This window comes from Bradyrhizobium sp. MI1.3 (genome assembly GCF_055811695.1).
Map to the genome: position 1 here is coordinate 36,773 of NZ_JBVVPQ010000041.1, position 20,994 is coordinate 57,766.

The 20,994-nt window shown below is 65.0% G+C and carries 18 protein-coding genes; 11 read left to right on the forward strand and 7 right to left on the reverse strand.

Annotated features, from left to right (window positions below):
- Positions 1 to 65 precede the first annotated feature (65 nt).
- Entirely contained in the window at positions 66 to 1,343 is a 1,278-nt protein-coding gene (locus AC0L3A_RS26215) for a flavin-dependent oxidoreductase (RefSeq protein WP_007595005.1), read from the forward strand.
- A gap of 211 nt (positions 1,344 to 1,554) precedes the next feature.
- Here AC0L3A_RS26215 and AC0L3A_RS26220 read toward each other — a convergent pair whose 3' ends face one another.
- A complete protein-coding gene (locus AC0L3A_RS26220) occupies positions 1,555 to 1,977 on the reverse strand; it encodes a PaaI family thioesterase (RefSeq protein WP_007595007.1) in 423 nt (140 codons plus the stop codon).
- Positions 1,978 to 2,045: 68 nt separating this feature from the next.
- Positions 2,046 to 3,146 carry an A/G-specific adenine glycosylase gene (gene mutY, locus AC0L3A_RS26225; protein WP_035993278.1) on the reverse strand — a complete coding sequence of 367 codons (1,101 nt, stop codon included), beginning with the start codon at positions 3,144 to 3,146 and terminating at the stop codon, positions 2,046 to 2,048.
- 122 nt (positions 3,147 to 3,268) lie between these two features.
- Between mutY and AC0L3A_RS26230 the strand changes: the two genes are divergently transcribed.
- The 9 genes from AC0L3A_RS26230 to AC0L3A_RS26270 all read left to right on the forward strand — a co-directional run bounded on the left by AC0L3A_RS26230 (position 3,269) and on the right by AC0L3A_RS26270 (position 13,595).
- The gene (locus AC0L3A_RS26230) at positions 3,269 to 3,763 is read left to right on the forward strand and encodes a DUF721 domain-containing protein (protein ID WP_007595017.1); all 495 of its coding nucleotides are present in this window, start codon (positions 3,269 to 3,271) and stop codon (positions 3,761 to 3,763) included.
- Positions 3,764 to 3,890: 127 nt separating this feature from the next.
- Positions 3,891 to 4,547: a DsbA family protein gene (locus tag AC0L3A_RS26235; RefSeq protein WP_035995178.1), complete on the forward strand. Its 657-nt coding sequence runs from the start codon at positions 3,891 to 3,893 to the stop codon at positions 4,545 to 4,547.
- Between the two features lie 217 nt (positions 4,548 to 4,764).
- Complete coding sequence (smc, locus tag AC0L3A_RS26240; RefSeq protein ID WP_007595021.1) at positions 4,765 to 8,229, forward strand: chromosome segregation protein SMC; 3,465 nt, start codon at positions 4,765 to 4,767, stop codon at positions 8,227 to 8,229.
- A gap of 112 nt (positions 8,230 to 8,341) precedes the next feature.
- Positions 8,342 to 9,310 (forward strand): small ribosomal subunit Rsm22 family protein, encoded by a 969-nt coding sequence (locus AC0L3A_RS26245; RefSeq protein ID WP_007595023.1) that lies wholly within the window; start codon positions 8,342 to 8,344, stop codon positions 9,308 to 9,310.
- Between the two features lie 14 nt (positions 9,311 to 9,324).
- The gene (locus AC0L3A_RS26250; protein ID WP_007595025.1) at positions 9,325 to 9,795 is read left to right on the forward strand and encodes a hypothetical protein; all 471 of its coding nucleotides are present in this window, start codon (positions 9,325 to 9,327) and stop codon (positions 9,793 to 9,795) included.
- 163 nt (positions 9,796 to 9,958) lie between these two features.
- Positions 9,959 to 10,519, forward strand: coding sequence for a LemA family protein (locus tag AC0L3A_RS26255; protein WP_007595027.1), 561 nt, complete (start codon positions 9,959 to 9,961; stop codon positions 10,517 to 10,519).
- Between the two features lie 150 nt (positions 10,520 to 10,669).
- The gene (locus tag AC0L3A_RS26260; protein ID WP_007595029.1) at positions 10,670 to 11,908 is read left to right on the forward strand and encodes a M48 family metallopeptidase; all 1,239 of its coding nucleotides are present in this window, start codon (positions 10,670 to 10,672) and stop codon (positions 11,906 to 11,908) included.
- Between the two features lie 205 nt (positions 11,909 to 12,113).
- Complete coding sequence (locus tag AC0L3A_RS26265; RefSeq protein ID WP_007595031.1) at positions 12,114 to 12,866, forward strand: P-loop NTPase family protein; 753 nt, start codon at positions 12,114 to 12,116, stop codon at positions 12,864 to 12,866.
- Positions 12,867 to 12,926: 60 nt separating this feature from the next.
- Positions 12,927 to 13,595 carry a hypothetical protein gene (locus AC0L3A_RS26270; protein ID WP_007595033.1) on the forward strand — a complete coding sequence of 223 codons (669 nt, stop codon included), beginning with the start codon at positions 12,927 to 12,929 and terminating at the stop codon, positions 13,593 to 13,595.
- Positions 13,596 to 13,634: 39 nt separating this feature from the next.
- Here the strand turns inward: AC0L3A_RS26270 and AC0L3A_RS26275 are convergent, their stop codons facing one another.
- From AC0L3A_RS26275 to petA, 5 genes are all read right to left on the reverse strand, one after another.
- Positions 13,635 to 14,174 carry an adenine phosphoribosyltransferase gene (locus AC0L3A_RS26275; protein WP_007595035.1) on the reverse strand — a complete coding sequence of 180 codons (540 nt, stop codon included), beginning with the start codon at positions 14,172 to 14,174 and terminating at the stop codon, positions 13,635 to 13,637.
- Positions 14,175 to 14,182: 8 nt separating this feature from the next.
- On the reverse strand, positions 14,183 to 16,348 hold the full coding sequence (locus AC0L3A_RS26280; RefSeq protein WP_007595037.1) for an anthranilate synthase component I: 2,166 nt from the start codon (positions 16,346 to 16,348) through the stop codon (positions 14,183 to 14,185).
- A 396-nt stretch (positions 16,349 to 16,744) separates the two neighbouring features.
- Positions 16,745 to 17,419, reverse strand: a complete 675-nt coding sequence (locus AC0L3A_RS26285) for a dienelactone hydrolase family protein (protein ID WP_007595039.1) — start codon at positions 17,417 to 17,419, stop codon at positions 16,745 to 16,747.
- A gap of 144 nt (positions 17,420 to 17,563) precedes the next feature.
- The gene (gene fbcH, locus AC0L3A_RS26290; RefSeq protein WP_219684503.1) at positions 17,564 to 19,636 is read right to left on the reverse strand and encodes a cytochrome b/c1; all 2,073 of its coding nucleotides are present in this window, start codon (positions 19,634 to 19,636) and stop codon (positions 17,564 to 17,566) included.
- 62 nt (positions 19,637 to 19,698) lie between these two features.
- The gene (gene petA / locus AC0L3A_RS26295) at positions 19,699 to 20,229 is read right to left on the reverse strand and encodes a ubiquinol-cytochrome c reductase iron-sulfur subunit (RefSeq protein WP_007595042.1); all 531 of its coding nucleotides are present in this window, start codon (positions 20,227 to 20,229) and stop codon (positions 19,699 to 19,701) included.
- A gap of 288 nt (positions 20,230 to 20,517) precedes the next feature.
- On the opposite strand from petA, the gene AC0L3A_RS26300 reads away from it, so the two are divergent.
- Entirely contained in the window at positions 20,518 to 20,976 is a 459-nt protein-coding gene (locus AC0L3A_RS26300) for a tRNA (cytidine(34)-2'-O)-methyltransferase (protein ID WP_007595044.1), read from the forward strand.
- Positions 20,977 to 20,994: the final 18 nt, after the last annotated feature.

Below are 20,994 nucleotides of genomic sequence, written 5' to 3' on the forward strand. Positions count from 1 at the left end.
GCTCTTCGCAGTTGCCCACCGGCGCCCGGCTGTGCCAAGACGCCTCTAGTTGGAGGGGCTTTCCCATGACCGTACTCATCGCCGGTGGCGGCATCGGCGGCCTGACGCTTGCGCTCAGCCTGCACGGAATCGGCATTCCCGTGAAAGTGTTCGAGAGCGTCGCCGAGCTGCGGCCGCTCGGCGTCGGCATCAACGTGCTGCCGCATGCGGTGCGCGAGCTGATCGAGCTCGGGCTGATGGACAAGCTCGATGCCAGCGGCGTGCGCACCCGCGAGCTCGCCTATTTCTCCAAGCACGGCAAGCCGATCTGGAGCGAGCCGCGCGGACTGGAGGCCGGCTACAAATGGCCGCAATTCTCGATCCATCGCGGCACGCTCCAGCAGCTCCTGCTCGACACCGCTATCGAGCGGCTCGGCCGCGACAACATCCTCACCAGCCATCATCTGACCGGCTGGAGCGAAACCGCAGACGGCGTGCGCGCCGATTTCATCGACAAGGCCACCGGCAAGGCCGCGGGGACTTACGACGGCACGATCCTGATCGCCGCCGACGGCATCCATTCGGCTGCGCGAGAAAAACTCTATCCCGACGAAGGCCCGCCGATCTGGAACGGCCGCATCCTCTGGCGCGGCGTCACGCCTGCAAAGGCGTTCCTCAGCGGCCGTACCATGATCATGGCCGGCCACGAGATCCTGAAATTCGTCTGCTATCCGATCTCGAAGGAACCGGACGCCGCGGGCAACCATCTGATCAACTGGGTTGCCGAGCGCCACATGCCGCCGACCTATCAATGGCGGCGCGAAGACTATAACCGCACCGCGCGGCTGGAAGAGTTTCTGCCCTGGTTCGAGAGCTGGCGGTTCGACTGGCTCGACGTGCCCGGCCTCATCAAGAACTGCCCGCACGCCTATGAATATCCGCTGGTCGATCGCGATCCGGTGTCACAATGGACTTTCGGCCGCGTCACGCTGATGGGCGACGCCGCACATCCGATGTACCCGATCGGATCCAACGGCGCCTCGCAGGCGATCCTCGATGCCCGCACCATCACCCGCGAGATCCTGGCGCACGGCCCGACGCAAGCGGCCCTGCTCGCCTATGAGGCCGAGCGGCGGCCTGCAACCACCAGTCTCGTCCTGCTCAACCGCAAGAACGGCCCCGAGCAGGTGATGCAGCTCGTCGAAGAGCGCGCGCCGGATGGTTACAAGGTCGTCACCGACGTGCTGTCGCAACAGGAGCTGGAGGATGTTGCCGCCAACTACAAGCGCGTCGCCGGCTTCCAGGTGGAAGCGCTGAATGCGAAGCCGCCCATCGTGAGCGCGGGTGCGCGCGCGACGAAATGAGTATTCGCGCGAAGCGAGACGCGCGTTGATGCGCCCTCGCCCCTTGTGAGAGAGGGCAGCGATGCCGGTAGACGCGGACTCACTCAGGTGAGGGGTCTGTCTCCGCGAGCGCATCTCTGACAACTTGACCTCGCCGAGAGATACCCCTCATCCGGCGCTTCGCGCCAGCTTCTCCCGCAAGGGGAGAAGGGGTAGCGCCTACGCGGCTAGACTATTTGCCCACCACCCTCGCCGCTTCGAGCAGCCGCTCGCTCGCGCTTGCCGTCGCCAGCACTGTTCCGTCTTCCGCCATCAGCTTTGCCTCGACGAACGCAATCGTCTTGCCGAGCTGCGTCACCTTGGCCTCACCGATGATCGGTCCGGGCTTTGCGGGCGCCAGGAAATTCACGGTCATGCTGATGGTGGTGGTGTAGAGCCGGCCTTCGCTCATCACCAGCACGGCGGGGCCCATCGTGTCGTCGAGCATGGCCGAGAGCATGCCGCCCTGGATGAAGCCGGCCGGATTGCAGAACTCCGGCTTGCCGTCAAACGCGAGCTTGATCCAGCCTTCCCCGGGACGGGCATCGAGCAGACGCCACCCCAATAGCTCGGCACAAGGCGGCCTGGGAAAGTTGTCGAGCGCGGTCTTGATCATGCGAGCCTCCGTTGCCGATCACAGCTAACGCAGGGCTGCTGCCAGCATGTTGTCAGCAGGATGGGCTGCTAGGGGTCCAATCCATGCGCAATCACCTTACGCATGACGTTGGGCAATGCTTCGTCGGGGAGCGTGGCGATCGGCACCCAGCGCATGCCTGCCGGTGCCCGCGTGCGCGCTTCCACCTTGGCCGTGTAGACCACCAGTTCCAGCGGGAAATGCGTGAAGACGTGGGTGACCACGCCGACCTTGCGTTGCCAGCGCGACAGCCCCTTCAGCTCGGGCGCCTGCTGTTTTGCCTTGGCATCGTCCTGCTCGGCCAGCCAATCCGATCCCGGTACCTCGGTCATGCCGCCGAGCAGACCCTTTTCGGGACGGCTGCGGACGAGAAGCTCGTCGCCGCGCGTGACAACGAAAGCGGCGCCGCGCCGTAGCGCGCCGCTCTTCTTCGGCGCCTTGCGCGGAAACGTATCCTGCGTTCCCAGCGTGCGCGCCGTGCAGTCCTCGTTGAGTGGGCATAGCGAGCAGGCTGGCTTTTTCGGCGTGCAGATCGAGGCACCCAGATCCATCAGCGCCTGCGCGCTATCACCGGCGCGGGAGTCGGCGAGCAGCGTCGCAGCCAAGTGCTGGATCCGCGGTTTGGCCTGCGGAAGTTCTTCTTCAACAGCAAAGAGCCGCGAGACCACGCGCTCGATATTGCCGTCGACCGGCATGGTGCGGCGGTCGAACGCGATCGCCGCGATCGCTGCCGCTGTATAGGGCCCGATGCCCGGCAGCGCGCGCAGGCCCAGTTCGGTGTCGGGAAAGGTGCCGCCATGCTCGCGCATCACCGCGACCGCGCAGGCATGGAGATTACGGGCGCGAGAATAATAGCCGAGCCCGGCCCACATCCGCAGCACGTCGTCCTGCGAGGCCCGTCCGAGCGCGGTGACATCAGGCCAGCGCGCGACGAATTTTTCGAAATAGGGCCCGACCGCCTTCACCGTGGTCTGCTGCAGCATGATCTCGGACAGCCAGACGCGGTAAGGGTCAGATGCCTCGCCGGGCGCAGCGCGCCAGGGTAAGCGGCGGCGGTGGCGGTCGTACCAATCGAGCAGCGCGAGCGGGCGCGACGAGGTCTGCGGCGGAACTGGTTCCGATTTCGCCCTGAGGGCGGATTTGGGGCTCATGTTCGCACTGTAACGGCAATGCACCGATCTCTCCACGTCGTGCCCACGCTGGTCGCGGGCGTCCACGTTTTTCTTCGCGGCGAAGAGCCTGTGGCCGACGCGCCGGAGTGCTATAAGGTCCCATGTCCAAGCTTCGCCCCATCAAACCCGGTCCTATCAGCGCCAAGCCGCTGTCGCTCCTGCTCAACGACGTCTTCGCCGAGGCCTATGCCAAGCAGGGTTTTGCCGCGCGCGAGCTGGTGACGCGGTGGGCGCAGATTGCCGGACCGGAGATCGCGGCCCATGCCGAGCCGCTCAAGATGCAATGGCCGCGGCCGGTCGAGGGTCAGCCGCAGGAGCCGGCCACGCTGGTGCTGCGGGTCGAGGGGCCGATGGCGCTGGAGATCCAGCACTCCGCCGATGTGATCCTGCAGCGGGTCAACCGCTTCTTCGGCTGGAGCGCGGTCGGCAAGCTGGCCTTCCGCCAGGCTCCACTATCGCGCGCCCGGCGGCCAACCCGGCCCGCCCCGCCGGACGCCAAATCGGTGGCCGAGGTGGCTGAGCGCCTGGGCGACATCGAAGATGAACAATTGAAGTCGGCGCTGGCGCGCCTGGGGGCCGCTATCAAGCGAAATTGAGCCTTATTCGGCGGCCAAACTGGACCTGTCCTTGCCGCTCGCCATTGCCTCAAACGACGTTTCAAGCTAGCGACAGGCCGTCTGAATGGGAATTTCGGGCGAGACCACGCCAATCCGGGAGCCGACCTTGATCATCACCCGCCGCGCCTTCACCTCGATGCTGTCGCTGACCGGGCTTGCCGCGCTCGCCGGGTTCTCGCCGCTGCGGTTCATCTCGGAAGCTATCGCGCAGGCCGCTGGCGACGTCGCCAAGCCGGTGTCACTGCCCGACATGGCGCTGGGCCCGAAGGACGCCGCGGTCACCATCACCGAATACGCCTCGATGACCTGCCCGCATTGCGCGGCTTTCAATGAGCAGGTGTTTCCCAAGATCAAGTCGGAATACATCGACACCGGCAAGGTCCGTTACATCTTCCGCGAGTTCCCGCTCGACATCAAAGCCGCCGCCGGCTCGATGCTGTCACGCTGCATCGCCAATGGCGACGCACCGAAATACTTTGCGGTCACTGACATGCTGTTCCGCCAGCAGAACGACTGGGTGGCGAAGAACACCACGGAGACCCTGACGCGGATCGGCAAGCAAGCCGGCCTCACCCAGCAGCAGGTCGAGGCCTGTCTGAAGGACCAGGCGCTGCTCGACAAGATCGCCGCCGACCAGAAATATGCCAGCGACGTTCTGAAGGTCGATTCGACGCCGACGTTCTTCATCAACGGCGAGAAGATCAAGGGCGAGACCTCGTTCGAGGAATTCGCCAAGAAGATCAATCCGCTGCTGAAGAGCTGATTCGCACGGCACAATCCCTGATTCGCATCTCGATAGCCGTATCTTTCCCGGCATAAATCCCTTGGAAAAGCGGCTTTCGCCGGTTGCCCTCGCAGCGCACCGCGGCCATTGTCCAGCCGCATGAGGCGCCTCGCGCGACTCGCCCGGATAGCGACATTGCCTTCCATGGTATTGTCCCGGCAGGGGGATTCGCGCCTGCCAACAGAGATGCGTGCTTATGAAAATCACCCGCCTGCGCCTTCACGGCTTCAAGTCCTTTGTTGAGGCCACCGACTTCGTCATCGAGCCCGGCCTGACCGGCGTGGTCGGCCCCAACGGCTGCGGCAAGTCGAATCTCGTCGAGGCGCTGCGCTGGGCGATGGGCGAGACCTCCTACAAGTCGTTGCGCGCCGCCGACATGGACGCGGTGATCTTCGCCGGCTCCGGCAATCGTCCCGCGCGCAACCACGCCGAAGTGACGATGACGATCGACAATTCCGATCGCACCGCGCCGGCGGCGATGAACGACAGCCAGCTTCTGGAAATTTCCCGCCGTATCGAGCGCGAGGCAGGTTCGGTCTACCGCATCAACGGCCGCGACGTGCGCGCCCGCGACGTGCAGATTCTGTTCGCCGACGCCGCCACCGGCGCGCGCTCGCCAGCCCTGGTCCACCAGGGCAAGATCGGCGAGATCATTCAGGCCAAGCCCGAGCAACGCCGCCGCGTGCTGGAAGACGCCGCCGGCGTCGCCGGCCTGCACGCCCGCCGCCACGAAGCCGAGCTGCGGCTCAAGGCGGCCGAAACCAACCTCACCCGCGTCGAGGACGTGATCGGCCAGCTGGCGGGGCAAATGGAAGGCCTGAAGAAGCAGGCCCGCCAGGCCGTGCGCTATCGCGAAGTTGCGGCCAAGGTCCGCAAGGCCGAAGCAACCCTGTTCCACCTGCGCTGGATCGGCGCCCATGCCGACGTCAACGAATCCGGCCACACCCACGATCTCGCGGTCCGCGAGATGGCCGAGCGGACCCAGCACCAGGCCGAGGCCGCCCGCATCCAGGCGATCCGCGCCGCCGAAATGCCGGCGCTGCGCGATGCGGAAGCGCGCGCGGCAGCCGGGCTGCAGCGCCTCACCAACGCCCGCGAGCTGCTCGATCGCGAGGAAGAGCGCGCCAAGGAGCGCGTCGCGGAGCTCGAGCGGCGCCTCGCACAGTTCGAAGGCGATATCTCGCGTGCCCAGCAGCAGACCATGGACGCCGACGTCGCGCTGCAGCGCCTCGACGCCGAAGATGCCGAGCTGAAGGAAGAGATCAAGTCGCGCGTCGAGAAGCGCTCCGGCGTCGACGAGCGTGTCGCCGAAGCCGAGGCGGTGTTGACCGAAACCGAGCAGCAGTTCGCCGAGCTCACCACCGCGCTCGCCGACCTCACCGCCAAGCGCAATCAGCTCGAAGCCAACGTTCGCACCCACCGCGACAAGCTCGCCCGGCTCGATCAGGAGATTTCGAACGTCGCGGCGGAAGAGCAGAAGCTCACCGAGGCGACCGGCGGCTTCGGCGATCTCGACGAGCTGACCGCGACCGTCGAGAACGCCGAGCAGACGCTGGCGGCCTCGGAAGCCGCGGCTCAGGCCAGCGAAGCCGCGCATGTCGCCGCGCGGCAGACGCTGGAATCCTCGCGCTCGCCGCTCGTCGAAGCCGACAAGCGCGTGCAGCGGCTCGATACCGAGGCGCGCACGATCTCCAAGATCCTCAACGGCGAGACCAAGAATCTGTGGCCGCCGATCATCGACGGCATCACCGTCGACAAGGGATTCGAAAAGGCGATCGGCGCAGCCCTCGGCGACGATCTCGACGCCCCGGTCGATCCGTCCGCGCCGATGCGCTGGACCAATGCCGGCGTCACCGACGGCGATCCGGAACTGCCCGAAGGCGTCGTGCCGCTCGCCAGCCACGTGCAAGCCCCGGCCGAGCTGACCCGCCGCCTGGCGCAGATCGGCGTGGTGCCGCGCGAGCGCGGCGCCGAACTGGTCTCGCAGCTCAAGACCGGCCAGCGGCTGGTCTCGCCCGAAGGCGACGTCTGGCGCTGGGATGGCTTTGTCGCAGCCGCCCACGCGCCGACCGGCGCAGCACGGCGGCTCGCCGAGCGCGCCCGCCTCATCGACATCGAGAACGAACTGGAGCAGGCCCGCATCGACGCGCAGATCAAGCGTCAGGCGCTGGAGAACGCCGAGGCCGAGCTGCAGATGGCCGCCAGCACCGAAGGTGCGAGCCGCGAAGCCTGGCGCGCCGCACAGCGCGAGCTCAACGTCGCGCGCGAGCGCCATGCCACGGTCGAGCGCGAGATCAGCCGCCACGCCGCGCGCAAGGCGACGCTGTCGGAAGCGCACAGCCGTCTGGCCGCCGACCGTGCCGAGGCCGAAGCCGCCTACGAATACGCCGAAGCCGGGATCTCCGAGCTGCCGTCGAGCGAGGACACCGAAACCCGTCTCGCCGCCGTCCGCAGCGACATCGAAGGCCATCGCCGCATGGCCGCCCAGGTCCGCGCCGAGGCACAGGCGTTGGCGCGCGAAGCCGAGCTGGCCGACCGCCGCGTGCAGGCGATCCTCGCCGAACGCACCGAGTGGCAGAACCGAAAGGAGAGCGCGACCTCCCACATCGACACCATCCAGGCGCGCATCGCCGAAGTCTCGATCGAGCGCAGCGATCTCGAGAACGCGCCGGCCGTGTTCGCGGAGAAGCGTAGCGCGCTGATCACCGAGATCGAATATGCCGAAAACGACCGCCGCATGGCCGCCGATGCGCTCGCCAGCGCGGAAACCGCGATGGCCGAAACCGATCGCGTCGCGAAGCTGACGCTCGAGGCACTCTCAAGCTCCCGCGAGGCCACCGCCCGCGCCGAGGAGCGCATGGAAGGTGCGCGTCGCCGGCTCGAGGACATCGAGCGCGAAATCCGCGACATGCTGGAAGTCGAACCGCAGGCCGTTGCCGGCCTCGCCGAGATCGAACCCGGCACGGAGTTGCCGCCGCTGCACGACATCGAGGAAGACCTCGAAAAAATGCGCCGCGATCGCGAGCGCCTGGGTGCGGTCAATTTGCGCGCCGAGGAAGAGCTGCGCGAGGTCGAGACCCAGCACAACGGTCTGGTCACCGAGCGCGACGATCTCGTCGAGGCCATCAAGCGGCTGCGCCAGGGTATCCAGAGCCTCAACAAGGAGGCGCGCGAGCGGCTGCTGACGTCGTTCGAGGTCGTCAACAACCACTTCAAGCGCCTGTTCGTCGAGCTGTTCGGTGGCGGCGAAGCCGCGCTGCATTTGATCGAGAGCGATGATCCTCTCGAAGCGGGCCTCGAAATCATCGCCAAGCCGCCGGGCAAGAAGCCACAGACGCTGTCGCTGCTCTCCGGCGGTGAGCAGGCGCTGACCGCGATGGCGCTGATCTTCGCGGTGTTCCTCACCAACCCTTCGCCGATCTGCGTGCTGGACGAAGTCGACGCGCCGCTCGACGACCACAACGTCGAGCGCTATTGCAACCTGTTGCACGAGATGACCGCCTCGACCGACACGCGCTTCATCATCATCACGCACAACCCGATCACGATGGCGCGGATGAACCGCCTGTTCGGCGTCACCATGGCCGAACGCGGCGTCTCGCAGCTGGTGTCGGTGAACCTGCAAGAGGCGGTGGACATTCTCGACCAGAACGTGGCGTGATTTTTTGGCCGTCATTCCGGGGCGATGCGCAGCATCGAACCCGGAATCTCGCGCCACCATTTCAAGATTCCGGATTCGCGCTACGCGCGCCCCGGAATGACGGCGAATTAAGATGATCTCGCCCACGCTTCCCGCTGAGCTAAAGGCCGCCCTCGACGGCAAGCTCCAGGGGTTCTCGCGCACCGACGCAGCGCAGCGATCGCAGAGAATCTCGACCACCTACCGCACAGGCGGCGGCTCCGGCACGATCAAGTCGGATGCCGACGCGCTCGCCTATGCGCTCGCGCGCATGCCGGCGACCTACGCGGCGGTGGCGGCCAGTCTGAATGCGCTGACCGAGATCGTAACTGACCTCGCTCCGGAAACGCTGCTCGACGTCGGCGCAGGTCCGGGCACCGCGAGCTGGGCCGCTGCGGAGGCGTTCTCCTCGCTGCAGGATTTCACCCTGCTCGACGCCAACGCCACGCTGAGCCGTCTCGCGCTCGAACTGGCGCGCGACAGCACGCGTCTGGCGGACTGCCGCTATCTGCCGGGCGATGCCGGCGCGAACCTCGCCGAGTTCTCGCAAGCCGATCTCGTCGTCGCGAGTTATGTCATTGGCGAGCTCAGTGAGGGCGATCAACGCAATCTCGCGGAAGCGATGTGGGCGAAAGCGCGCCACGCGCTGGTCGTGATCGAGCCCGGCACGCCCGCCGGCTACGCCCGCATCCTCGCTTTGCGCCAGCAACTGATCGCGGCGGGCGCCTATGTCGCCGCACCCTGCCCGCACGAAAAGCCGTGTCCGCTGACGGCGCCCGACTGGTGCCATTTCTCACAGCGCCTGCCGCGCTCGCAGGCTCACCGCCAGATCAAGGGCGCCGAGGTGCCGTTCGAGGACGAGCGGTTCATCTATGTGGCGCTGACCCGCACGCCGCCCGCAGCCCGCGCCGCGCGCGTGCTGGCGCCGCCGGATGTCGGCAAGGCCGAGATCGCTGCAAAGCTCTGCACGGAGGACGGTGTCGAACTCGCCAAGGTCCCCCGGCGGGACAAGGCCGCCTATGCGGACGCAAGGCGGTGGCGCTGGGGCACAGCCACAAATTGAGGTAGAAGTCCCTCATGGCCAGAGATAGCTCAGCAGTCTTGGTATTCGAGCGGAAGCCCTCGGCAATAATCTGGATGATTCCAGCGGGTCTGGTCGGCGTTGCCGTTGTTGTAGCCAGCTCAGGCGGGGCTGTAGCCGGAGGCAGCGTCGTCCTGTGGCTATTGCTGGCGTGCATGTTCTTCTCCATCGCGTCCCAGCGAACAATCGTTCACATCGATCTTCGCGCAAGGCGGCTGACGATCCTTCGTCGTTTGTTTGGCCGATGGGGCAAGACGATCGTGGATTGCCCGCTCGACCAATGCCGCGCGCTCGGTCGTATCGAATACGAGAGCGACGGGCATGCCTCGTATGGCGTTTATGTCGAGCTGCTCAGCGGAAGGCGGCACGACATTCCGGTCAGGGAAGCAACTATCCAGGAAGCAGGCAGGGTCGCAGCGCGATTGGCCGAAGCCACGGGCATACCCAGGCTCGATACGAAGTACTGAGACGCCGGTCCTGTCCGAAAATTAACCTCGTTACCCGCTTTCGCCTTGAACTCGGATAGCTCCTCATCCGACCAAATCCTACCTCTCCTCTGCGCCGGGCTCTCGCTCGGGGCCAATTTGGTCTACCCTAGCGCCCGCCTTCTTCCCCCTTCAGGAGTTCTCCATGTCGACCGGCTGGATCGTCCTCGGCGTTATCGTCGTCCTCGTGTTCTTTGCCTTCGCCGCCTACAACCGGCTGGTGGCGCTGGGCCAGCGCGTCGGCCAGGCCTTTGCCGACATCGACGTGCAGCTCAAGCAGCGTCACGATCTGATCCCGAACCTGGTCGAGACGGTGAAGGGCTATGCCTCGCATGAGCGCGGCACGCTCGACGACGTCATCAAGGCGCGCAATTCGGCGATGTCGGCGCAGGGACCGGCGCAGGTGTCCGCGGCCGAGAACCAGCTCTCGGGCGCGCTCGGCCGGCTGATCGCGCTGTCGGAGGCCTATCCCGACCTCAAGGCCAACGCCAATTTCCAGCAGCTCGCCAGCGAGCTGTCCGACCTCGAGAACAAGATCGCGGCCAGCCGCCGCTTCTTCAACAGCGCGGTCCAGGAATACAACACCGGCATCCAGCAGATGCCCGCCGCTCTGTTCGCCGGCATGTTCGGCTTCACCAAAAAGGACTTCTTCGATCTTGGTGCCAGCCGCTCCGAGGTCGAAGCCACGCCGCAGGTGAAGTTCTGATTGCCTGACATGTCCATCGTTTTTCTTCGTCATTCCTGGGCGTCGCAAGGCGACGAACCATGGTGCGCGCTTGCGCACCAGGGAATCTCGAGGTTCCGGGTTCACGCCTTCGGCGCGCCCCGGAACGACGGACATTGAGGAAGGCGCGTCATGGCCGCGTATGGTCTCTACACGCACATCGCCTCGAACAAGTTTCGTTCGATGCTGCTGCTCGCCGGCCTGTTCGCGCTGGTCTATGTGCTGGTCTATGCCGGCGCGCTGATCGCTGAAGTCGTCATCAACGGCGACGAGACCGTCGTCTATTATCTGAGCCGTGCCTTCTATGACCTGAAAGTGGCCGCTCCGGTTGCGACCGTCGTGGCAGCGGCCTGGATCGTGATCGCCTATTTCTTCCACCAGTCGATGATCGATGCGGTGACCGGCGGCCACGACGTCACCCGGCAGGAAGAGCCGCGGCTCTATAATCTGCTCGAAAATCTCTGCATCTCGCGCGGCATCACGATGCCGAAGCTGAAGATCATGGAGAGCCCGGCGCTGAACGCGTTCGCGACCGGCCTCAACCCGCGGCAATATTCGATCACCGTCACCACCGGTCTCCTCAATGCGTTGGACGACAAGGAGATCGAGGCGGTGCTGGGTCACGAGCTGACCCATATCAAGAACGGCGACGTGCAGCTCATGGTGGTCGCCGTCATCATCGCGGGTGTGGTCGGGTTCTTCGGCGAACTCTTCTTCCGCCTGTTCACGAATTTCAGCTGGAGCTCCGGCTCTGGCGGCTCGTGGTCGTCGGGCTCCTCCTCGTCCTCACGATCGTCCTCGTCGTCGAGCGACAGCAAGAGTTCGGGCGGCGGCGCGGTGATCGTGATCATCATCGCGGTCGTGCTGATCGTGGTGGCCTGGCTGTTGTCGCAGGTGGTGAAGCTCGCGCTATCGCGCTCGCGGGAATATCTCGCGGACGCGGGCTCCGTTGAGCTGACGAAAAACCCGGACGCCATGATCTCGGCCCTGCGCAAGATCGAGAACCGCGGCGAGCTGCCGGGCGCAACCTCGGCGGTGATGGAGCTCTGCGTCGACAATCCGCGCGAGGGCTTCGCCGATTTATTCGCGACCCACCCCTCGGTGCAGTCCCGGGTGGACGCGCTGGTCAAGTTCGCCGGCGGCCGTGATCCTGGCCCGCTGCCGCCTCCCGCCTACGAGGGCGAGGAGCCAGACACGCAAGCCGACCGCCAGAACACCCCACCGCCGCTGCGCCAGGGTCCCTGGAACGACGCAGGCGGCACGGCCAGTCCGCCGCCCGTGCCCGCACCCGGAACCGCCAGCAGCAACCCAATAGGCAATCGGGTAAGCAATCCCTTGGGAAATCCTATGGGTCCTTGGGGCCGCCATTGAGCGCGATTTGACGCCATGCGCGGAAGGATTGATCGCGATTGGGAAAAACCTCGGGAATTGCCGTAACTGGGGCCTGCGGAATTGAATTCTCCCTTGTTTCTGCCATGTTCGCGCCCAACAGCAGACTTGGGACATCTTTGCGACATCGATTTGGGGCCCGTCCGATTGCGACCTCGCGATCGGGGGCGCGCGTTAGGGGACAGCAATGGCAAAGCCGGCAGTGGTTGTGGTGGGCGCGGACAAGGGCGGGGTCGGCAAGACCACGGTATCGCGCACCCTGCTCGATTATTTTTCCGCCAACAACGTGCCGACGCGCGCCTTCGACACAGAGTCACCGCGCGGAACCCTGAAGCGCTTCCACCCCGACATCACCGAGATCGTCGACATGACGACGACGTCGGATCAGATGAAGATCTTCGATACGCTCAACGCCACGAGCCCGTCGGTCACCGTGATCGACGTCCGCGCCGGCCTGCTCTCGCCGGCGCTCGCCTCCTTGCGCGACATCGGTTTCCTCGATGCCGCCAAGGCCGGCCAGATCACCTTTGCCGTGTTCCACATCCTCGGACCCTCGATCGCCTCTCTGGACGAAATCGCCGAGACCGCGGGCTTCATGACCGGCGCCAAATACTTCCTGGTGAAGAACTTCATCAACGACACCCAGTTCTTCCAGTGGGACCAGGCGACCTATAATTCCTACTTCCACCGCATCAAGGATGCGACCGAGCTAACCATCCCCAAGCTCAACGAAATGGCCTATGAGCAGGTCGAGGTGTCTTCCGTTCCGTTCCTGAAATTCGTCGCCAACAAGGGTATCAACGACGAGGCCGCGAACTATTCGTTCGTGCTGCGCGGCTATGTCCGGCATTGGCTGGCGAACGTCTGGAGCGAATTCGACCGGATCCGGCTGACCGACATTGTCGGCTCCAAGCCCACGACCCGCAACAGCGAAAAATAGTTGCGCAAGCCGGGCGGATACGGCTGGATTGGTCGCCGAGTTCGACTGATATAGCTATCGATGCCCGCGACGCCCCTCTACATCATTTGCTCGCCCCGCCCGCAGGTCGGCAAGACCCTGCTGGCGCGGCTTTTGAGCGAATTTTTGCTGCTCAAGAACGGCAACGTCGTGGCCTTCGACGTCAACCTGAAGGAGCCGTCGCTGCTCGACTATCTGCCAACGATCACGGAGACCGCCGACGTGATCGACACCTACGGCAAGATGCAGCTGATGGATCGCGTCATCGTCGATGACGGGGTTGCCAAGGTGATCGACCTCGGCTTCCACGCCTTTGACGAGTTCTTCAAGATGACCGAGGAGATCGGCCTGTTGAAAGAGGCGGCGCGCCGCCACGTCGCGCCGATGATCCTGTTCGTCGCCGACACCGACCGCGTCTCGGCCCGCGCCCACGAGATGCTGCGCGAACAGATCCCGCGGATTAACCTGATCACGGTGGACAACGAGCACATCATACGCGGCGAGCTGCCGGCGGCGATGGCTGCCGGACGGGTATTCCGCCTGCCTGCGCTGCCCGGCTTTCTCAAGACCTATATCGGCCGGCTGAACTTCTCCTTCACCGGCTATCTGCGCCAGGAGAAGGATGCCTCGACCGAGCTGCACCAGTGGACCCGGCGGAACTATCTCGCCTTCCGCGAGCTGGAGCTCAGCCTGATCCTGCAACGGTCCTAGGCGATAATTTACCCGGGCGATACTCCTCGGCGTCCTGGCTCAGTGCCCCTCGAACGTCATCAGCGTGCGCACCGGCACGTCCATCGCGCGCAGCTTGGCGGCGCCGCCGAGGTCCGGCAGGTCGATGATGAAGCAGGCGGCGACCACATTGGCGCCGATCTGACGCAGCAGCTTCACCGCGCCTTCCGCGGTGCCGCCGGTGGCGATGAGGTCGTCGACCAGGATCACGCGTTCGCCGGGCTGGATCGCGTCGACATGCATCTCCATCTCGTCGATGCCGTATTCGAGGGAGTAAGCGATCCGCACGGTGGTGTGCGGCAGCTTGCCTTTTTTCCGGATCGGCACGAAGCCGGCCGAAACCTGGTGCGCCACGGCGCCGCCTATGATGAAGCCGCGCGCTTCCATGCCGGCGACCTTGTCGATCTTGTTGCCAGCCCAGGGATTGACGAGTTCGTCGACCGCGCGGCGGAACGCACGCGCATCCGCGAGCAGCGTGGTGATGTCGCGGAACAAGATCCCGGGTTTCGGGTAGTCCGGGATGGTGCGGACGCTCGCCTTCAGATCGTGGTCAAAAGTCATGGTGCCTCTCAATCAGCGCGCGCATCCAGGCGGAACGCGTTCTCGACAATTCGTAAGCCCACCTCGCCGCTCAGCGACATCAGCGATTCCGGATGGAATTGCACGCCGGCGACCGGCAGGGTCTTGTGCTCGAGCGCCATGGCGACGCCGTCCTCGGTGCTGGCGGTGACGGATAGCACCTCCGGCATGCTGTCACGCTCGACATAAAGCGAGTGATAGCGGCCGATCACGATCTCGTTCGGCAGATTGCGCATCAGCCGCCCGCCGCGCACCTGCACCCGCGAGGGCCGGCCGTGGGCGGGATGCGTGAGCTGCCCGAGCTCGCCGCCGAAATACTCGCCGATCGCCTGGACGCCGAGGCAGACCCCGAACACCGGCAGCTTGTTCTCCAGCGCTGCGTCGATGGTCTTCTTGATCCCGAAATCCTCGGGCCTACCGGGGCCGGGCGACAGCACGAGCAAATCCCACCGCTTCTGCTTGAGCATGTCGAGCGCATGCACATGGCGGACCACGGTGACGTCGGCGCCGACCTGGCGGAAGTAATCGGCCAGCATATGCACAAAGCTGTCGTCATGGTCGATCAGCAGTACCCGCTTGCCGCTTCCGGTGGCATCGGGCGCGAAGGCCGACAGCGGCTTCGGCGGATCGCCGCGCAGCGCCTGGAACAGGGCCGCGGCCTTGACCTGGCATTCGCGGTCCTCGGCGGCGGGATCGGAGTCGAACAAACAGGTGGCACCGACACGCACTTCCGCGAGGCCTTCCTTCATCCGGATGGTGCGGATGGTGAGGCCGGTGTTGATGCTGCCGTCGAAATTCACCGCCCCGATCGCGCCGGCATACCAGCGGCGCGGCGAGCGCTCGTGATCCTCGACGAACTGCATCGCCCAGAGCTTTGGCGCGCCGGTGACGGTGACGGCCCAGGCATGGGTGAGGAACGCATCGAGCGCATCGAAGCCGGGACGCAGCATGCCTTCGACATGGTCGACCGTGTGGAAGAGTTTTGAATAGGTCTCGATCTGCCGGCGTGCCAGCACCTTGATCGTGCCGGGGACGCAGACGCGCGCCTTGTCGTTGCGGTCGACGTCGGTGCACATGTTGAGCTCGAACTCGTCCTTCTCGGAGTTCAGGAGCTGGCGGATCTGCTCGGCATCGCCGATCGCATCGGTACCGCGCGCGATCGTCCCCGAGATCGGGCAGGTCTCGACCCGGCGTCCGTCCGAGCGCACGAACATTTCCGGTGAGGCCGAGACGAGAAATTCGCCCTCGCCGAGATTCATCAGCGCGCCGTAAGGCGACGGGTTGATGACGCAGAGCCGCTGGAACACTTCTGCCGGCGAGCGGTCGCAGGGCTCGGCAAAGAGTTGCCCCGGCACCGCCTCGAACAGATCGCCACGTGCAAAGGCAGCGCGCGCGGTCTCGACCGTAGCCTGATATTCGCCGGGCGCGTGATCGGCAAAACCCTGGCGCGGTGTCTTGAGGTAGGGGCTCTCGGCGGTCTCGTGGGGCAGGCCCGCGGTGGACTTGCCCTTCCACGCGAAATCGTAAGTGAGCACGACGCCGCGGCCGGTGGCGCGGTCATAGGCGAGCAGCCGGTCGGGGACGTAGAGCACGATGTCGCGTTGGTCGGCCTCGCGTGCGCGCTTCTGCACGAGGTCCTCGATCTGGAACACGAGGTCGTAGGCAAAGGCGCCGAACAGACCCAGCACCCCGTCGTCATTGGCGGAGAAAGCGGCGACGAGATCGCGCACCAGCGACATCACGCTGGCGCGCCGCGTGCGCTGATCTTCGTCGATCGGGGCTTCGCCGCGGATGATATGACCGGCAAGGCGCGTGGGCGTCTTCTCGGAGATCACGACGCAGGGTTCGCGCAAGACGTCGGCGAGGAAGGCGATCAGGACCTCCCCGCGCGCGTTCAGCGCTTCCAGCTTGAAATTGACGCCAGTGGTCTCGAGCTTGAGCGGCGGATCGGAGAAGCCGAGGTCAAAGCTTTCGTAGCGGCCGGGCACGGTCGTACCCGAGGACAGCACCACGCCGCGGCGGCGGTCGAGCAGGTTGACGAGATCGTCGAGCCGGTTGGCGCCGCCGGAAAACTGTTCCGCCACGCGCGTGATCGCAAGCCCCGCGCGGGTCACATAGTCGCTTCGAGCCGGAAGGGCAAAGACGGTCCTGTTCATGGGGTCCTCTTACGAAACTTGTCGAGGGAACGCCACACAGGACAAACGATCAGGCCGCCGCACTGCGTGGGCGACCTCAGACGATTTTGGGAGAATAAATCGCACCGGCCACCTCTCAGGAGGTGCGCCACCAAAGACGGGATGGGCGGACGGCGGTGCTCATGGACGGATACTCATCATGGCGCGGGGACGGCGTCAAGGGTAGGCCCCTGCGCCGTAGCCCGGCAGTGATGTCAATCTCCACCGTCGTCCGGGCGAAGGCCGGGACCCATAGCCACAAAATTGAGTTTGGCGAAGACTCGCAGTGGCAGCTCGCCCCGACCACAAAGTGTTGTGGTTATGGGTCCCGGCCTTCGCCGGGACGACACCGAAATTGTAGCGCGATTGGCGCCCAACCTACCCCAGATGCTTGCGGAAAAACTCCGTCGCCCGGCCCCAGGCCAGCTCGGCGGCTTCGCGGTCGTGCACGGCCTGGCGCTGCTCGTTGACGAAGGCGTGCTCGGCGTCATAGCGGAACAGCTCCAGCGACTTGCCGGCGGCCTTCATGGCCTTTTCGAAGCCATTGACCAGTTCCGGCGTGCACCAATCGTCCTTGTTGGCGAAATGGGCCTGGAGCGGGATCTTGACGTCGGCGGGCTTGGCCGCCTGCTCTGGCGGGATGCCGTAGAACACCACGCCGGCGGCGAGCTCCGGCACATGCACCGCGCCGATGATGGTGACGGCGCCGCCGAGGCAGAAGCCGGTCAGGCCCACCTTGGCGCCGTTGCGCGACAGATATTGCGTGGCGCCGCGCACCGTCTGCGTGGTGGCGTCCATGAAATCGAGCGAGTTCATCTCTTTGCCGGCCGCGTCCGTGTCGTGATACGGCACCACCTTGCCCCTGTAGAGATCGGGCGCGAGCGCATCGAACCCGGCCAGCGCGAAGCGGTCGCACAGGCCCTTGATCTGGTCCGACAGGCCCCACCATTCTTGGATGACCACCACGCCCGGCGCGTTGCCGCGCGCGGCATTGGCGAGATAGCCCGATGCGTCCTTGCCGTCCGGGCGCTTGAAGGTGATGGCGGTTCCCATGATGTCCTCCGACGAGTTTTTGGGGAGCGGTTGGCGGCATTTTGGCGTTTGAGCGGGCGATAGGCAATCGCGCCTGACAACACACTCTCGTGCCCAACAAAAAAGCCCCCTTGCGGGGGCCTCTTCATTCTCGCCTCAGGCCGCTCAGTGCGAGTCGGCCCAGACCTTCTTCTTGGTGAAGTACATCAGGCCGGCGAAGATGATCAGGAAGATGAAGACCTGGAAACCGAGGCGCTTGCGCGCTTCCATGTGCGGTTCGGCGGTCCACATCAGGAACGTGGTGACGTCCTTAGCGTATTGCGCGACCGTGGTCGGCGAGCCGTCGTCATAGGTCACCTGACCGTCGCTGAGCGGCTTCGGCATCTTGATGGCGTGGCCCGGGAAATACTTGTTGTAGTAGGACCCCTCCGGGATGCTCACGCCTTCGGGCGCCTTGTCCTCAAACCCCTGAAGCACCGCCGAGACGTAGTCCGGACCCTGCTCCTGATATTGGGTGAAGAAGTCGACGATGAACCAGGGGAAGCCGCGGCCGTAGGAGCGCGCCTTGGTGATCAGCGACAGATCCGGCGGCGCCGCGCCACCATTCGCCGCACGCGCGGCCTGCTCGTTCGGGAATGGCGAGGGGAAATAATCCGCCGGCCGGCCCGGGCGCTCGAACATATCGCCGGCGTCGTTCGGACCGTCCTTGACCTTGTAGTCGGAGGCGAAGGCTGCAGCCTGCGCGACCGAATAGCCGGGACCGCCGGCTTCCGCGAGGTTGCGGAAGGCGACATAGGACAGGCCGTGGCAGTTGGCACAGACTTCCTTGTAGACCTTCAGGCCGCGCTGCAATGAGCCGCGGTCGTACTTGCCGAACGGACCGGCGAACGACCATTTGTTGCCCGGCGGCTTGTCGCTGCCTTCGGAGGCACGCGCGCTATCGGCTGAGCCCGCAAACAACGCGCCCGCCAGCGCAAGCACGATCGCGCTCGACACCATCGGCGTCGACCTGCTCCCGGTTTTGGCCAGGACGGCATCCGAGATCGAGTTCGGCACCGGACGCGGCTTCTCGATGCGCGAGAGCAGCGGCAGCACGATCAGGAAGTAGGCGAAGTAGCAGAACGTCAGGACCCGGCCGGCGATCACATAGATGCCTTCCGGCGGCTGCGCGCCGAGATAGCCGAGCAGGATGCAGACCGCGACGAAGATCCAGAAGAACTGCTTGGCCAGCGGACGGTACTTCGACGATTTGGTCTTGGCAGCATCAAGCCAGGGCAGGAAGCACAGGATGATGATCGCCGAGAACATCCCGATCACGCCCGCGAGCTTGTTCGGGATCGAGCGCAGGATCGCGTAGAAGGGCAGGTAATACCATTCCGGCACGATGTGCGGCGGCGTCACGCCCGGGTTCGCCGGAATGTAATTGTCGGCGTCACCCAGATAGTTCGGCATGTAGAAGATGAACCAGGCGTAGAGCAGCATGAAGCAGGACACGCCAAACATGTCCTTGATGGTCGCATGCGGCGTGAACGGAACCGTGTCCTTCTCCGTCTTGGGCTCGACGCCATCAGGGTTGTTCTGGCCGGAGACATGCAGCGCCCAGACGTGGAGCACGACGACGCCCGCGATCAGGAACGGCAATAGATAGTGCAGCGAGAAGAAGCGGTTCAGCGTCGGGTTGCCGACCGAATAGCCGCCCCACAAGAGCGTCACGATGCTCTCGCCGACATAGGGGATGGCCGAGAACAGATTGGTGATGACGGTTGCGCCCCAGAAGCTCATCTGGCCCCAGGGCAGCACGTAGCCCATGAAGCCGGTCGCCATCATCAGAAGGTAGATGATGACGCCGAGGATCCAGAGCACCTCGCGCGGCTCCTTGTAGGAGCCGTAATAAAGGCCACGCAGCATGTGGACGTAGACGGCGACGAAGAACATCGAGGCGCCGACGGCATGCATGTTGCGCAGCAGCCAGCCGTAATTGACGTCACGGACGAGCAACTCGACCGACTTGAAGGCGAGGTCGGCATGCGGTGTGTAGTGCATCGCCAGGATCACGCCGGTCAGGATCTGGATCCCCAGCATGAAGGAGAGGATGGCGCCGAAGGTCCACCAATAGTTCAGGTTGCGCGGGGTGGGATAGACCACGAAGGAAGAGTGCATGAGGCCGAGGATCGGCAGACGTCGCTCGATCCATTGCAGGGCCGGATTGCTCGGCTGGTAGTCGGATGGTCCGCTCATGATGCGATCCTGAGGAAATAGTACGACGAGACGGCGCGAAGCTTCGGACGAGGGCCCGAAGCTCAGCCGATCTGGATTTTGGTGTCGGAAACGAACTGGTACGGCGGCACCGGCAGGTTCGCGGGCGCGGGCCCCTGGCGGATGCGGCCGGACGAATCGTACTGCGAACCATGGCAGGGGCAGAAGAACCCGTCGTAATTGCCTTCATGGGCGATCGGGATGCAGCCGAGATGGGTGCAGATGCCGATCACGACCAGCCACTGGTCATGGCCGGACTTGACCCGGGCCTCGTCGGACTGCGGATCGGGCAGGCTCGCCACGTTGACGGCGCGCGCCTCGTCGATCTGCTTCTTGGTGCGGTGGCTGATATAGATCGGCTTGCCGCGCCAGAACACCTTGATGTCCTGCCCCTCGGCGACCGGGCTGAGATCGACCTCGATCGGCGCACCGGCGGCGATGGTCGACGCATCAGGATTCATTTGGGAGATAAAGGGCCAGAGCGCGGCTGCGCCCCCTACTGCTGCAGCTGCCCCCGTTGCAACGAATAAGAAATCACGGCGTGTCGGATGGTCCGCCGAAGACGCTGTCGTCACGATTCCAACCCTTTCTTCTTATGCAGCCGGCGGAACCGCTCCAGGAGCCCCCAAGGTCCCCAGAACAGCCTGCCGGCGCCCGCGGCCCCCCGCGGCGGCAGAACTTCACGTGCCCCCACCAAAACAAGGCGAAAACAGCAGTCCAGAATCGTTCTATTGGCACCCTTGCCGGGCGAGCGCAAGCCCGCTATCGGCGCGGGAGCGTGCAATGCACGAATTCCGCGGCCAGCGATGTTTTATTGAGACATTTCCGGCCCGCACCGAACCGAGACAGCCCATGCACAGCCCATGCAGATAGCGCTTTTCCAACCCGACATCCCCCAGAACACCGGCACGATTCTCAGGCTCTGCGCCTGTCTGGGCGTGGCCGCCCACATCATCGAACCGGCGGGCTTCCCCGTCTCCGACCGGCATTTCCGCCGGGCGGGAATGGACTACCTCGATCAGGTCAGCATCGTCAGGCACGACTCCTGGTCGAAATTCGAGCAGTGGCGCGCGGCGCAAGGCGCCCGCCTGCTGCTGTTCACCACCAAAGGCGCGACCGACTACCGCGATTTCCGTTACCAGACGGCGGACATCCTGCTATTCGGGCGCGAGAGCGCCGGCGTCACCGAGGCGGTGGTCGAGGCGGCGGACGCGCGGCTGGTGATCCCGATCGCTCCGGGGCTGCGGTCGCTCAATGTCGCCATGACCGCGGCGATGGCCGCAGGCGAAGCGCTGCGGCAGCTCCGGAACCCGCAAGTTTGATATGTTGAGGAGAGACGG